The organism is Arthrobacter bambusae (genome assembly GCF_030812595.1).
GTDB classification, from domain to species: domain Bacteria; phylum Actinomycetota; class Actinomycetes; order Actinomycetales; family Micrococcaceae; genus Arthrobacter; species Arthrobacter bambusae_B.
Map to the genome: position 1 here is coordinate 80,622 of NZ_JAUSSZ010000010.1, position 13,514 is coordinate 94,135.

Here is a 13,514-nt window from a genome sequence, read left to right on the forward strand (position 1 = left end):
GTCCCATTGTGCTGTCTGCACAGCAACTCCAGATCGACGGCCGCCGGGGCGATCTCCTGCCTCCCACGTCCCTCGAGGCCAGGCGCGGCGAACTCCTCTTGGTCAGCGGCAACGGCCAGGACCAGCGCACAGCATTGGCACTTGCCCTGAGCGGCAGGATGAAACCCAGCAAAGGCCTCCTGAGCTGGGACAATTCGGCAAAGACCAAGAAAGTCCGGTCCGCGAGCGCCTTGGTTGACTCCCCCGGCGTCAACGAGCCCGAACAGCACTTGAGCGTCCGCGACCTGGTCACCGAAGATCTCTCCCTCATCCCCCGCCGCTACCGTGGCGCCCTCCTCAGCACGCCGTGGCTCAAGGTCAACCGCTTCGAGGACATCGCCGGACTGTGGATTGAGCAGCTTCCCGCGGACCGCCGCCTCGAGCTGCTGACGGCATTGGCCCTCGCGGACCCGGCCCTCGACCTCCTCGTCCTCGACTCCCCCGACCGGCACAGCGCAGACCCCGCCGACTGGCTCCCACGGCTTGAACAGTTGGCGTACGACGCCGGGCGGCCGCTCGCCGTCGTCGCCGTGGTTTCCGCGCTCCCGGACCATTGGGACGGTCCGGCCGCGGTGATCGGCAACTCGGTCACGCATACGGCGCCGGCCGAACCCGAGGAGCGCACCGACCTCCTCGAAATGGCGCAAGAAGATCCCGAAGAAGTAACCGAAACCCTGCAAAGGACCGCAAAGTGACTGTTCTGCGGCTCGCCCGCTCCGAACTCAAGCGCATGACCGGCGGGCTCCTGCCTAAGCTGACCATCCTTGCCCTGACAATGGTTCCGCTGCTCTACGGAGCCGTATACCTCTACGCGAACTGGGACCCTTACGGCAACCTCAACCAGATCGACGCCGCCTTGGTCGTCGAGGACGCGGGAGCCCAGCCGGCGAGCGGCCCTGAACTGCAGGCGGGCCAGAAAGTTGCCGACAGCCTCGTGGCGAGCCATGTCTTCAACTGGCAGCGGGTGACCACCAGCGCGGAGGCCGACGCCGGCGTGGAATCCGGCAAGTACGCCTTCGCCTTGAAGATTCCGAAAGACTTTTCGGCCAACCTGGTCTCGCCCGGCAGCTTCGACGCAGCCAACCAGGCCATGCTCAACGTCACCACCAACGACGCGAACAACTACCTCCTCAGCACCATCGTCGACAAACTCACCACGGCGGTGCATTCCACGGTGGCCAAGGAAGTGGGCGAGGAAACCGCCAATCAGCTCCTGACGGGCTTCGGCACCATTCACGCTTCGATCGTCAAAGCCTCCGACGGAGCCGCCCAACTGGCCGACGGCGTCGGCAAGCTCAGTGACGGTGCGGCCACGCTACACGACGGCACCAGCAAGCTCAGCAGCGGCGCCTCGGAGCTCCTGGCCGGTCAGACCAAGCTCCGCGACGGCGCAAACCAGCTGAACGACGGTGCGGGGCAGCTCAGCGGGGGGCTCACGGAGCTGAAGAACAAGACCGCGTCCCTCCCGGCCGACTCCCAGAAGCTCGCCGACGGCGCCGCCCAAGTAGCCGCCGGGAACGCGCAGTTGAACGCGAAGGTCCAGGACGTCGTCGGGCAGCTTTCAGCGTTCGACGCCGGGGCAAGGGACCGGGTTGTGGCCTCCAACGCTCGGCTCGTGTCCGCCGGCGTGATCACCCAGGACCAGGCGAACAAGATCCTGGCGGACTTCGACAATGCCGCCGCGACCAGCCCTGTGACCGACGCCAAAGCCAAGATCTCGGCAGATGCCGCACAGGTCCAGCAGCTTTCCGACGGATCGGCCGCGGTCAGCGCGGGCGCCGCCAAGCTAGCGGGAGCCGCGCCGGCACTGTCGGGAGCCATCGGCCAGGCCTCGGCAGGCGCAGACCAGCTCAGCTCCGGGGCCGCGGCGCTGGCTGCGGGTGAACAGTCCGCCGTCAACGGCACGGCGGCCCTCGCGGACGGTGCGGCAAAGCTCGACGACGGCGCGGCGCAGCTCGCGAGCGGCGCCGCTACGGCCGCGGACGGATCCCGCACCCTGGCGAGCGAGTTGGCGAAAGGCGCAGGCAAGGTCCCCAACCCGAACGATGCCCAAAAGAGCGAGGTGTCCAAGGTGATGGCCGATCCTGTGGCGGTCAACAACGTCTCGCAAGCCAAAGCGGGGTCCTACGGTGCCGGACTCGCTCCGTTCTTCCTTACCTTGGCGCTGTGGATCGGAGTGTTCATGCTGGTCCAGGCGATGCGTCCCATCACGCAACGGGCCTTGGCCTCGAACGCGGCGTCCTGGAAGATCGCCGTCGGCGGTTGGCTCCCGTTCTTCGTTGTGTCCGTGCTGCAAGCCAGCGTCCTCACCGTCGTGGTGGACCTGGGGCTGGGACTCAACGCGGCCCACCCTGTGTGGATGTGGTTGTTCATGCTCGCCGCGGTGATGGCGTTCACGGCGCTCATCCAGGGCATCGTGGCTTTGCTGGGAACCCCGGGAAAGTTCGTGGTGCTGATACTGCTGGTCCTTCAGCTGGTGTCTTCCGGCGGAACGTTCCCCTGGCAAACCACCCCCATGCCTTTGCATGTGGTGCACGAGATCATGCCGATGGGCTACGTGGTGACCGGCATGCGGCACTTGATCTACGGCGGTGACCTGTCGATGATCTGGCCGACTGTCCTGGGCCTGCTTGGCTACACTGTGCTGGGTGCAGCGCTTTCCACGCTCGCCGTCAGGAAGCACAAGTTCTGGACCCTCAAGACCCTGAAACCGGAGATCGCGGTATGAGCATGCAAGAACCCGGCCTCACGGCCAGGACGGGTCCGGAAACTCCGGAGAAGAAGCTCCGCCCGGCCCGCACCAACGCGACCAAGCAACGCCTCTTCGACGCTTCCATGGAGCTGATCGGCGAGCGCGGCGCAGCGGGCGTCACGGTGGACGAGATTGCGGCCGCGGCCGGGGTGTCCAAGGGAACGGTCTATTACAACTTCGGCAGCAAATCCGATCTGATCGCCCAGTTGTTGCGCCACGGAGTCGACATCATGCTTGGCCGGCTCCAGACGATCGAAGGCCTGCACGCCGATCCGCTCGAGGCCATGGAGGCCATGCTCGGCCAAGCCATGGACTTCATGGACGACTACCCATCCTTCGCTAGGCTCTGGATCAGCGAGAACTGGCGGACACCCAGCGAATGGGGCAAACTCTTCGTCGAACTCCGCAGCGAGTTGTTGGCCGTAATCGGCGCAGCCATCGAAAAGGTCGCCGCCACGTACACCGTGGATTCCGGCATTGCCCGGGGCAGCCTCGAGGCCGCGATGTTCGGGGCGATCTTCGTGGTGGGCCTTGACCGGCAGACGTACAACCCGGAGCGCACCCGTGAGCAAAGCATCGCGGCCATCATGACCATCATGCGCGGGTATGTGCTGCGGTAACGGTATGGCAACTGCCGCGTCTTGAGGCGTGGCGAGCCCGCGGGTCAGGGATGATTAATCCCATGCGTCACATGGGGAACAGCGGAAAGCTTGCGATCATCTCTGCCGTGGTGTCCGCCGGTTTGCTGGTGCTCCTCGCCAGCACCCTCGACGAAACCGTGATGTACATCTTCCTCGGGGTCGTGGCGCTCGGCTATCTCGCGTGCGTCGCCGAGGTTTTTGCCCGCCGAAGGTACTTCATGCTGGTTCTCGGAGCCATCGCATCAATCCTGTTCATCGCGTTCGGAATAGCGTTCCTGCGCATGTGGGGACTCGCCTTCAACCAGGATGAGAACGCCTTAGGCAGTGCGGTGAGCACCAAGGATTCGGACATCTACTTCTACCTCGCCGCTGCTGCCGGATGCAGCTCCCTCCTGGTCTTGTTCATCGGGGCGGTTTGGCCCTCCCGCAGGAGCCGGGCGAAGGTAGCGGTCCGTCCGGCGGCCCGGCGGCCGTCTCCCCGGCCTGCTCCCCGCCCTTCCTCGGCGCCTGCCAGGCCCGCCCAGCGGCTCGCGGCCCGTCCGGCGTCGGGGGCTGTGAAGCGCCCCGCACCGCGGAAACCAACACCGGCACCCGCGGCGCCCGCCAAGCGTCCGACGTCGGGATCGCCTAAACCAGGGGCGCCGGCTCAGCGCAAGCCCGCCTCCAAGCGCTGAGGTACCTCAGCGAGCGCCGAATCCATAGGCTTCGCACGCCGCTGCAGGACGGCGGTCGCCACGCCGCCCAGCAGGAGGAGGCCGCCGGCCAGTTCCGCCGTCGTCGGAACCTCCGAGATGAGCAGCCATGCCGCGGTCATACCCACCACCGGGACCAACAACGTGAAAGGCACCACGGCCGAGCTCGGGTAGAGGCTGAGGAGCCGGTTCCAGATTCCATAGCCCACGAGCGAGGCGAATACGGCCGTATAGAGGGCGCTCAGGATGGTCGCCGGCTGGAGGTTGCCAAGGGTCCCGACCACGGCGGCCGGGCCGTCCACGATGAGCGACAATGCCGCTAGTGGCAAGGGGACCACGGCCCCGGACCAGACCACAAGGCCCAGCCCCGAGGTCGCCCTGGCCTTGCGTGCGATGATGTTTCCCGCGGCCCAGGACAAAGCCGCTGCGAGGACAATCATGAGCGGCACCACAGGGGCCACCAAGCTTCGACCTACCGCCACAAGGGCAAGTCCGGCCACACCCAGCACAACCCCCGTCAGTTGGCGCTTGTTCGGCCGCTCCCCCAGGAACCTGGCCGCCAACAGCACCGTCAGGAGCACTTGCGCCTGCAGCACCAGCGAGGCGAGCCCGGCGGGCATCCCGAGGGCCATGCCCAGGTAAAGCAGGCCGAACTGACCGGCGCTCATGAAGAGCCCGACGCCGATGATCGCTTTCCAACTCACGTCCGGCTTGCGGACGAAGAAGATGCACGGGAACACCACCAGCACGAAGCGGATGGCCACGAAGAGCAGCGGCGGCACGTCTGCCGCGCTCCCGTTGCCATTCCCGCTTGCGGGATGGAGACCGAAGTCGATCGCGACGAAATTCAGGCCCCAAAGGACTGCGACAAGGACGGCGAGTGCTGAGTGTCGAATATTCACGATTCAACTCTGGCATTCAAATGGATGAAGCACCAGCGTCGAGTTCTGCATTGAATCATGTACATTTGCTTCATGATTGAGATTGCGGCACTACGGGCACTCGTGGCAGTTGAACATCAAGGCTCGGTCGTGGCCGCCTCGGAAGCGATGGGGTTCAGCCCTTCGGCAGTCTCCCAGCAGATCAAGAAGCTTGAGAAGCAGAGCGGTGTGACCGTCCTGGAGCGCCACGGCCGCGGCGTACTGCTGACCGACCGCGGCATGGCGTTGGCCGAGTACGGGCGTCGGATCCTGGGCGAATTGGAGGAGCTACAGGCCACCTTGCTTGCCGACCCGGCCAAGCCGAGCGGAGTGCTTCGGCTCGTCGGATTCTCGACGGCCTGCCGCGGGCTGGTGGGGCCGATGCTTCGGAAACTGGGCACGGCCCAGGATGTTGCCCGCACCCCTGGGGCGGCCGCGGGTTCCGGGCTTGAAATCCGAGTGGTGGCAGAGGACCCGCGCGAGGCCGTCCAAAGGGTCGCAACCGGCGAAGCCGATCTCGGCGTCGTGCACAACTGGCACTCAGTGCCCCTGGCCATTCCGGAGAACATGGTCCACGAGGACCTCTGCCTGGACACCGCCGACGTCCTGCTGAACTCCTCGCACCCGCTGGCAGGCCGGACCGCCGTCGAGCCTTCCGACCTGATGGACGAGCGCTGGATCAGCACGCCGGCCGGCGCCATCTGCAATGAGGCGCTACTGGCGATCCTTGCAGGCTTGGGGCGGGTGCCGGACATCCGCATCTACGATCCGGACTTTTCCACGCACATCACCATGGTCCAGCAAGGAGTTGCGGTGGCGCTCGTGCCGCGCCTCGGCAGGCCCGAACTCCCCGCGGGAGTCGTGGCGGTGCCCGTCGTCAATCCGATGCAGCAACGCCAAGTGGGCATCGTCTATCGAAAGACAATGATGGCAAGCCCCAGCATCCGCCATGTGGTTGGCCTGTTGCGCGAGGTAGCCGGCGGACTCGACGTGGGCTAACGGCCGGGGCCACGAACTGGCACCAAATGCCCGCAAAATTCGATTCCGGGGGCATCTGCTGCCAATTCGCGCGAGGCGGACGCTACTTCTTCGGGCGGGGCACTACGAAGTGGGTCAGGCGAGCATCCTGCCCATCGAGTTCAGCCCACGGTTTCTCCAGTTCCATCACCGTTATGGCACTCGTGGGGTAGCGGGTCGCGGCATCCATGTAGGCGTCATGGTCCGAGTCACGGGAAGCCAAGTGCATCGCGAGGTCCTGCACGCCGGGCATGTGCGAAAAGACCATGAGGGTGGTGACCGTCTCAGGCACATGGTTGATGACCGTCAACATCCGCTGCGCGGAAGCGGCGTACAACCCGTCCTCGAGTTTCGGCGTCGGGGCCTTGTCCCCCAGCTCGCTGCATACCCAGGTACAGGTCTGCCGGGTCCGCAGCGCGGATGAACACAGGATGAAGTCCGGAACCACGTGGTGCTTGAGGAGCCATTTTCCTGCAATGGGGGCTTCCCGGTGGCCGCGCTCGGCAAGAGGCCGCTCATGATCCGGCACCCCGAGGGGCCAGTCCGACTTGGCATGCCGCATGATCACCAGCCGCTTGATGTGATGCTCGCTCATCCCCCCACCCTATAGCCGCGGAGGCACATGCTCACTGGACTAGGGAAGCCAAAAGGCGGCACATCCCGAAAGCGCCGTTGTTGCGTTGGGCCCACGCCGTCAGGGTTCCCTGGCCGTGGGGCCCCACCGGCGAGGGCCCCGGCCTGAGCTTGCGAAGGCTGGGAGCCGGTGGGGACTTGCGAGGCGAGGGGGACGGTGGGGAGGTACGAGCGCAGGCGCCGAGGGATGTTCTGCGGAAGCGAAAGCGCCCGCCCCCAGAGAAGGAGCGCGCTTTGAGCGGTTGCGAACCTAGTTAGATCGAGTATTCCGGAGCGGCCCAGACGATGACCTCGGGGTGCTCGTAGAAGCGGTAGCCTTGGCCGCGTACGGTACGGACAGTGTTCGCGAGGCGGCCGAGCTTGGAGCGAAGGCGCCGGATGTGGACGTCGATGGTCCGTTCGTTGGGAACTTCTTCGGCGTTGCGCCACAGGCCCTCAAGGAGTTCGTCGCGGCCCACGGTCCGGGTGCCGTTCTCAACGAGGTAGTTCAGGAGCTCGAATTCCTTGAACGTGAGGTTGAGTGACTCGCCGTCGAGGTGTACCTCACGACGGGCGAGGTCGATCAGGACGCCGGACGGGCGGGCTTCCTGCGCAGGCTGCGGGCGGAGCGCCTCGGAGCGCTGGCGGTTGCCAACGGTCGGGTCACCAAAGGTCGAGCGCACGACGTCGAGCGCGGAACCGGGCGCGGTGGCCGGGGCCACTGCGACGGCGGCGTAGCTCTCCGCACCGGAAACGAGGGACTGCGCGTAAGCCCGGATTTCCTGGGCAAGCTTGGCGATGGACGTTCCGGCGGCCGCCGCAGTGTCTTCGTCAATGCCCATGTAGAGCACAAACCCGCGGGCCACATTGTCGTTGGCAACGGGACGGATGGAGCGGTCCGCAGGAGCCAGGACCGGCGTGGGCGCAGTCATCGGCGAAGCCTCGGCAGGAACAGCACGGAGCTGGCCATAGGAGTTGGGGTTATAACCCTGTGGGACGTAACCCGGCGCCTGGCTGCCACCCTGCGGTGCCGGCTGGGCGTAGGCCGGGCGATTGCCGAAGCCGGGACGCAGGCCGGCGTTCGACGCGGCCTTATTGGCGTTACGGACGGAGATATGGACGTATCCGGATGCAACTGACATGGCTTGCTTACCTCAAAGTGAATAGCCGTTATCGCGGCTTCGAATGCTGGTCTGGTCCCCGCAACGAGATGGGGAGGGGCGCCCGACGCTGGGCAGGGGGCGAATGCCTGAAACTTTCCTGGGGTCTGAAGTTAGGCATGCATTCGACAACAGCTCATCGAAATACCAGCGGGTGCGCTGGACTCGATCGCTGCGGCTGCAGATGCTGTTGAGTTCTTGTTCACTTTTGAAGTGTGCAACGTAATAAAGGGAACTTGCAAGTAACAAAGGGCCGAACCGTCCACATTTTGAGACGAATCGGACTAGTGTGCCGCACATCACAATTCAGACATGTCCAAATGTGACCCGATCTCGTTCGTCACAATGGTCGTCGACTGCGCAATATTCGAATAAAATTTGATCAAGTCCGCATTTTTTGAATCTTAAATCACGTCATGCGCTTGCCTTTGAATCTCGAGATGTGAAACAACCCTTGTCCAATCCGAGGTTGCGTCTCACAAAAATTCTTTGGCCAATCGCACGCTAGCGCCGCCCCTGAAAACGCTCTGGCGTCACGCCGCGTCGGTGGTTTCCCGCTTCGGCTCATGCCGTGGCTTGGACCGATACATGTCGGCGTCGGCCTGGATGAGAAGCTGCCGCGCCAATTCTTCCCGCGCGTCGGGGAACATCGGCCCCATCTTTGCGGTCACCGCTTGGCCTACGGCGAGCTCGACGCGCAGCTTCGACTCCCCCACGAGGCACCCCGGATCGACGTTGTCCAAGATGCGCGAGGCGACCACGGCAAGTTCTTCGGGCGATTCCAAGGCCGGGAGGAGCACGACGAATTCGTCACCGCTGTAGCGCGCGACGGTATCGACGTAGCGTACCGCCCCGGCGAGGCGTCCGCCGACGTGGCTAAGGACCTGGTCCCCCGCTGCGTGGCCATAGGTGTCGTTGATGTCCTTGAAGCTGTTGATGTCGCAAAACAAGAGACCGACGTACAGGCCATGGATACCGGCCCGCTCCAAGGCCTCGTCAAGGCGCGACGCAAACAACGTCCGGTTCGGCAAACGGGTCAGGGCATCGTGCATGGCCTAATGCCTGGCTTCTTCAAGGAGCTTGGCACGTTCAGATTCCGATTCTTCAAGCCTGCGCAACGTGGCGGCAAGTTCCCGCTCATAGAGGCGCCTCTCGTGGACGCCGAACACGACCACGACGTTGAGTTCGGACGCGGCCGGCCCTGCCGTGGATAGCAATGTCCGGGACACCGCAAGCAACACTGGCAATCTTTCACCGTTGGCGGCCAGGATCTCCACCGCAAGCTCTTTCACCGAACCGTTGGATTCGATGGCCGGCATGGCATGGGTCAGGAACATGATCCTGTCCCCGGCGGGCAAGAGGGCGAGCAGGTTCATCCCGAGCAGCTCTTCCTGTCCACGGCCGGCCCACTCGCACATTGTCCGGTTTGCATCGACGATCGTGCCGTCTGGCCGGGTAAGCAGGTAACCGGCAGGGGCAGCGTCGAATATCTGCCGGTACTCCACAGTCCCCTCGCTCATGCCGCAGAGCCGAGGTAATCGAGGAGAGCGTTGGCTGTTTCTTCCGGGGCGCTTGTCTGTGGGAAATGGCCCGTCGCGGCAAGGGTGACGAGGACGCTCCCCGGCATGCGCTCCTGGAGGTAGGTGCCGATGTATTCAGGAGTGACGACGTCGTCGGTGCTCTGCAGAATGAGCACCGGCAATTCAACGCTGGACAACAAGTGCCGCGCATCGGATCGGAAAGCGACCCGGGCAAAGTCACGGGCAACCCTCGGGTTGATCCGGCGGAAGCTGCCCTGCAATTCCTGCTCCAAGTGCGGCGAGGAGGAGGCATTCATGAACACGGGGGCCATGGCTTCAGCCCAAACAAGGTAGTTGGCGTCCAACGATTCAAAGAGCTCGTCCAGCTCGTGGCTGGAATAACCGCCGAAGTAGTCGTCATCCGGGTGATTCATATAACTGGGCGAAGCCGTCACCAGAACGAGCCGGGCGATCCGCGACTGCTGGTCGGCGATGGCCGCCGAAATGGCCATCATGGCACCGACACTGTGGCCGATCAGCGTCACGCCCGTGAGGTCCAACTCGGCGCAAATCTCCAGGAGGTCGGAAACGTATGCGTCAAGGCTAGAGTAGCGGGACGAATCATAAAATGCCTGGTCGGATCCTCCCGAACCCATGTGGTCAAAGAGAACCAAACGGTATTGCTCCGTCCGCCAGCTACCCCTCGCCCAGACCCGCAGGATTAGTTGGTGGTGCCCGTCCCAGCGGTACCTGATGTCGAGGCGGTGACGATCTGGATGGACTGGGCAGTGTACTTATCGGATTCCTTGAGCGCGGTGACCCTCACGCTGGATCCGGATTTCACATCGGCGAGGGTCAGGGTGGTGCCAGTGTTTCCACCTCCACGCTGCCGGACGCCTTCCGCTACCACGACGTCATTTCCCAGCGCATAGCTTCGGGTGAACCCGTCCGCGCTCTTGACGGTCATCGAGCCCGCCGAGATATCGGTGACCGTGCCCAGCTGGCCCGCCATCGTGACGTAGCTGCCGTTTTGGAGGACTACGTATTCCGAGTGGACTGCAGCGTTAAGGCCGCCCATGCCTACTCCGAGGCCGCCCGGACCAGCGTTCGTCCCGCCCGGACCGCCGAACCCGCCCTGGCCGTTCTGCCCGGCTCCCGGCCCCTGCGCGTTGGTAGTGTCGGCCGTAGTAACGTTTCCGGCGGCATATGCACCGGCGCCTGCCGCCGCAGCGACCACCACCGCAACGCCGCCAACAATGAGTCCCTTCTTCAGGCTCCAATTCTTGAAAAACGAAGGGCGGGGCTCTCCGGGGATGTATTGCTGCGGCGCACCCCACCCGGCGGCAGGCTGCTGGTTCACCGGCGGCTGCGGAGAACCCCACCCGGCGGCAGGCTGCCCGGCGCCAGGCTGGCCGGCGTCGTCGACGGGGCGGATCACCGGCTGCGGGTGTCCATTCTCCGGTTCGGAACCAGGTACGGAGGGGTTGTTTTGCTGATCCATGGTGTTCTCCATTGAGGTCGGGACTGATAGCCGTATTTGTTCTCGTCCCAAACAGCGTCAGCCGCTTTGCTGTGCGTTGGCTGTGTCGAATTGCAGGCTTGCCTGTGACCTGCAGCTGTGTTGTGTCGGATTCTGCTGGATCATCCGCGGCGAACTTGCGCCGGGGCCCGCAATCATGCGGATCGCCGGCCCGGGCAGCGGAATGATCCAGCAGAATGTCCGCCGTTCCATCCCGAACCGGCACAAACTATGGACAGCTGGCTAGGCTGGGACTCACAGGGTCCTCACAGCAACGGCTAAGCACCGGCAAACCGGCAGATTGGAGAGTTGTCCCATGGCATCCTCGCACTCCATGACCAACAACCTTCCGCAGCTCAGCCACCCCGATGGTTCTCCCATCCGCGCCCTTGTGGTTGACGACGAGCCAAGCCTCGCCGAGCTCATGAGCATGGGCCTGCGCATGGCGGGGTGGTCGGTGGCGGTGGCCGGAGACGGGCCCGCTGCGGTAAAGCTGGCGAAGGACTTCCGTCCGGATGTCCTGGTGCTGGATGTGATGCTTCCAGGGTTCGACGGCGTCGAGCTGCTGGGGAGGATCCGCGCCTTTGCACCCGAGGTGCCTGCGCTCTTCCTCACCGCCAAGGATGACGTGCAGGACCGCATCCTTGGCTTGGCCGCAGGTGGCGACGATTACGTCACCAAACCCTTCAGCATGGAGGAAGTCCTTCTGCGCCTCCACCGCTTGGTCCAGCGCTCGGGAGTGGCCGCAATGGATACGGCCGAGCTGGTTGTTGGTGACTTGACCCTGAACGTGGACACCCGTGAGGTGACCCGGGGCGGCGAAGACATCCCACTCACGGCGACCCAGTTCGAGCTCCTGCGCTACCTCATGGAAAATCCCAAGCGCGTGGTCAGCAAAGCCCAGATCCTGGACCGCGTGTGGGACTACGATTTCGGCGGCCAGGCCAACATCGTGGAGCTTTACATCTCATACCTGCGCAAGAAGATCGAGGCCAACCACCCTCCCATGATCCACACGGTGCGCGGAGCCGGCTACGTCATCAAGCCCGCCGAATAGCCGGGGCGTCGAATGTCCGCACTCTCGGGTATCCCCCGCCAGACCGACCATAGTTGGTTGAATCCTTCAACGTGGCACTTGCGCACGCGCTTGATCCTTCTCTCCATGGCCCTCCTTGTGGCTATCTGCGGTGCCGTCGGAGTTGTCAGCTACGCCTCCATGGACGTGTTCCTCACAAAACAGCTGGACCAGCAATTGATGCAGGCCTCCCATGGCCGGCCGCCGCAAGGCAACCCGGGCGGCCGTCCGGACCCCTTGGACGCCCGGGGCCAGAGCATCGGCACGCTGAATGCACGCATTCTTGGCGGCCAGGTGAGCGGCGATGCCGGATTCCTTTCCTCCGATGCCACCCGTACGCCGTTGACCCCCAGCGACGTCGGAATACTGTTGGCGCTCCCGACTGATGGCCACCCGGTTGATCGCACCCTTTCCAACGGCGGCTACCGGCTGGTAGCCGCGGAAACCCCCTACGGCGACGTTGTCATTACGGGGCTCCCCCTCGCCTCGAAGGACGACACCGAGGCCTCGCTCGTCTGGACCATGGTCCTGGTCTCCTTGGGGGGACTGGTCCTGATCGGGCTAGCCGGAACCGTGCTGATCCGCCGCACAATGCGCCCTTTGGAACAGCTCTCCGACGTCGCCACGAAGGTATCGAAACTTCCGCTCGACGCCGGCGAGGTGGCACTCGCGGTGCGCGTTCCGGCGTCGGCGGCCCACCCGGGCACTGAAGTCGGAAGCGTGGGGCATGCTTTGAACCTGATGCTGGACAACGTCTCCAGTGCCCTCGAAGCACGCCAGCAAAGCGAAACAAAGGTCCGGCAGTTCGTTGCGGATGCTTCGCACGAACTGCGCACTCCGCTAACCGCCATCCGTGGCTACACCGAGCTCTTGCGCATGACCGAGACGTTCACCGAGGACGGCCGCAAGTCACTGGGCCGGGTGCAGAGCCAGTCCGAACGCATGACCACCCTCGTGGAGGACCTCCTTCTGCTGGCCCGGCTGGATGAAGGAAAGGCCCCCGAATTCACCGATGTGGACCTCACTCAGTTGGTGATCGAAACCGTCAGCGACGAGAAAGTCATGGCCCCGGAGCACATCTGGCAACTCAAGCTCCCGGATGAGCCCCTCACAGTCCGGGGGGACCCCTCGCAGCTCCACCAGGTGTTGGCGAACCTGCTCTCGAATGCCCGCAAGCACACGGAGGCGGGAACCACTGTGGTCACGGGCGTCATGCGCTCAGCCGATGGGAGCGCCGTGGTGACCGTGACTGACAACGGGCCGGGCATACCGCCTGAATTCCAGGGCAGGATCTTCTCCCGCTTTGCCCGCGCCGACGCCGCCCGCTCCGGTTCCGAGGGCACGTCCGGGCTCGGCTTGTCGATCGTGGAATCCATCGTTCACGCGCATGGCGGTACCGTCGAAATGGCATCGCGGCCCGGCCGGACGGAGTTTGCGGTGCGCCTCCCGGCGCCCGGGACCGCCACAGCCTGAACTGAACCCCAGGGCCGCGACGGCGGTGCGCATTCGGCGCAAGTCGACGCACCGGCGTCGTGATCTCCGTTACCTAAATGTGACTTAAGCGAAA

14 protein-coding genes are annotated in these 13,514 nt (G+C 64.4%); 7 read left to right on the plus strand and 7 right to left on the minus strand.

The window, feature by feature from the left end; all coding sequences use genetic code 11:
• Positions 1-8 precede the first annotated feature (8 nt).
• The 4 genes from J2S96_RS14370 (at position 9) to J2S96_RS14385 (ending at position 4,106) form a co-directional block, all read left to right on the plus strand.
• Positions 9-734, plus strand: coding sequence for an ABC transporter ATP-binding protein (locus J2S96_RS14370; RefSeq protein WP_306864811.1), 726 nt, complete (start codon positions 9-11; stop codon positions 732-734).
• A complete protein-coding gene (locus tag J2S96_RS14375) occupies positions 731-2,767 on the plus strand; it encodes a YhgE/Pip domain-containing protein (RefSeq protein WP_306864812.1) in 2,037 nt (678 codons plus the stop codon). The genes J2S96_RS14370 and J2S96_RS14375 overlap by 4 nt, the downstream gene beginning before the upstream one ends.
• Positions 2,764-3,411: a TetR/AcrR family transcriptional regulator gene (locus tag J2S96_RS14380; protein ID WP_370873118.1), complete on the plus strand. Its 648-nt coding sequence runs from the start codon at positions 2,764-2,766 to the stop codon at positions 3,409-3,411. Before J2S96_RS14375 ends, J2S96_RS14380 begins: the two co-directional genes overlap by 4 nt.
• Positions 3,412-3,482: 71 nt before the next feature.
• Positions 3,483-4,106 (plus strand): hypothetical protein, encoded by a 624-nt coding sequence (locus J2S96_RS14385; RefSeq protein WP_306864815.1) that lies wholly within the window; start codon positions 3,483-3,485, stop codon positions 4,104-4,106.
• Here the strand turns inward: J2S96_RS14385 and J2S96_RS14390 are convergent.
• Complete coding sequence (locus tag J2S96_RS14390) at positions 4,079-5,026, minus strand: EamA family transporter (protein ID WP_306864817.1); 948 nt, start codon at positions 5,024-5,026, stop codon at positions 4,079-4,081. The two genes, J2S96_RS14385 and J2S96_RS14390, sit on opposite strands and share 28 nt — an antisense overlap.
• Positions 5,027-5,098: 72 nt before the next feature.
• Between J2S96_RS14390 and J2S96_RS14395 the strand changes: the two genes are divergently transcribed.
• Entirely contained in the window at positions 5,099-6,043 is a 945-nt protein-coding gene (locus J2S96_RS14395; RefSeq protein ID WP_306864820.1) for a LysR family transcriptional regulator, read from the plus strand.
• A gap of 82 nt (positions 6,044-6,125) precedes the next feature.
• Here J2S96_RS14395 and J2S96_RS14400 read toward each other — a convergent pair whose 3' ends face one another.
• The 6 genes from J2S96_RS14400 to J2S96_RS14425 form a co-directional block, all read right to left on the minus strand.
• Positions 6,126-6,656, minus strand: coding sequence for a SixA phosphatase family protein (locus J2S96_RS14400; RefSeq protein ID WP_306864822.1), 531 nt, complete (start codon positions 6,654-6,656; stop codon positions 6,126-6,128).
• 292 nt (positions 6,657-6,948) lie between these two features.
• Positions 6,949-7,815, minus strand: coding sequence for a winged helix-turn-helix domain-containing protein (locus J2S96_RS14405; RefSeq protein ID WP_306864825.1), 867 nt, complete (start codon positions 7,813-7,815; stop codon positions 6,949-6,951).
• A gap of 551 nt (positions 7,816-8,366) precedes the next feature.
• Positions 8,367-8,885, minus strand: a complete 519-nt coding sequence (locus J2S96_RS14410) for a GGDEF domain-containing protein (RefSeq protein WP_306864827.1) — start codon at positions 8,883-8,885, stop codon at positions 8,367-8,369.
• Between the two features lie 3 nt (positions 8,886-8,888).
• The gene (locus tag J2S96_RS14415) at positions 8,889-9,353 is read right to left on the minus strand and encodes a PAS domain-containing protein (RefSeq protein ID WP_306864830.1); all 465 of its coding nucleotides are present in this window, start codon (positions 9,351-9,353) and stop codon (positions 8,889-8,891) included.
• Positions 9,350-10,108 (minus strand): alpha/beta fold hydrolase, encoded by a 759-nt coding sequence (locus tag J2S96_RS14420; protein WP_306865026.1) that lies wholly within the window; start codon positions 10,106-10,108, stop codon positions 9,350-9,352. The genes J2S96_RS14415 and J2S96_RS14420 overlap by 4 nt, the downstream gene beginning before the upstream one ends.
• A complete protein-coding gene (locus J2S96_RS14425; protein ID WP_306864833.1) occupies positions 10,075-10,854 on the minus strand; it encodes a hypothetical protein in 780 nt (259 codons plus the stop codon). Before J2S96_RS14425 ends, J2S96_RS14420 begins: the two co-directional genes overlap by 34 nt.
• A 334-nt stretch (positions 10,855-11,188) precedes the next feature.
• On the opposite strand from J2S96_RS14425, the gene J2S96_RS14430 reads away from it, so the two are divergent.
• Together J2S96_RS14430 and J2S96_RS14435 are read left to right on the plus strand one after the other, a co-directional pair.
• Positions 11,189-11,929, plus strand: coding sequence for a response regulator transcription factor (locus J2S96_RS14430; protein ID WP_028265870.1), 741 nt, complete (start codon positions 11,189-11,191; stop codon positions 11,927-11,929).
• 12 nt (positions 11,930-11,941) lie between these two features.
• Positions 11,942-13,420 carry a sensor histidine kinase gene (locus tag J2S96_RS14435; RefSeq protein ID WP_306864837.1) on the plus strand — a complete coding sequence of 493 codons (1,479 nt, stop codon included), beginning with the start codon at positions 11,942-11,944 and terminating at the stop codon, positions 13,418-13,420.
• The last annotated feature ends 94 nt before the right edge of the window (positions 13,421-13,514 follow it).

Bases quoted from the DNA above. Each gene is read 5' to 3' on its own strand.
- J2S96_RS14380 (WP_370873118.1), top strand. From the start codon at position 2,764: ATGAGCATGCAAGAACCCGGCCTCACGGCCAGGACGGGTCCGGAAACT.
- J2S96_RS14385 (WP_306864815.1), top strand. From the start codon at position 3,483: ATGGGGAACAGCGGAAAGCTTGCGATCATCTCTGCCGTGGTGTCCGCC.
- J2S96_RS14395 (WP_306864820.1), top strand. From the start codon at position 5,099: ATGATTGAGATTGCGGCACTACGGGCACTCGTGGCAGTTGAACATCAA.
- J2S96_RS14400 (WP_306864822.1), bottom strand. From the start codon at position 6,656: ATGAGCGAGCATCACATCAAGCGGCTGGTGATCATGCGGCATGCCAAG.
- J2S96_RS14405 (WP_306864825.1), bottom strand. From the start codon at position 7,815: ATGTCAGTTGCATCCGGATACGTCCATATCTCCGTCCGTAACGCCAAT.
- J2S96_RS14410 (WP_306864827.1), bottom strand. From the start codon at position 8,885: ATGCACGATGCCCTGACCCGTTTGCCGAACCGGACGTTGTTTGCGTCG.
- J2S96_RS14415 (WP_306864830.1), bottom strand. From the start codon at position 9,353: ATGAGCGAGGGGACTGTGGAGTACCGGCAGATATTCGACGCTGCCCCT.
- J2S96_RS14425 (WP_306864833.1), bottom strand. From the start codon at position 10,854: ATGGATCAGCAAAACAACCCCTCCGTACCTGGTTCCGAACCGGAGAAT.
- J2S96_RS14430 (WP_028265870.1), top strand. From the start codon at position 11,189: ATGGCATCCTCGCACTCCATGACCAACAACCTTCCGCAGCTCAGCCAC.
- J2S96_RS14435 (WP_306864837.1), top strand. From the start codon at position 11,942: ATGTCCGCACTCTCGGGTATCCCCCGCCAGACCGACCATAGTTGGTTG.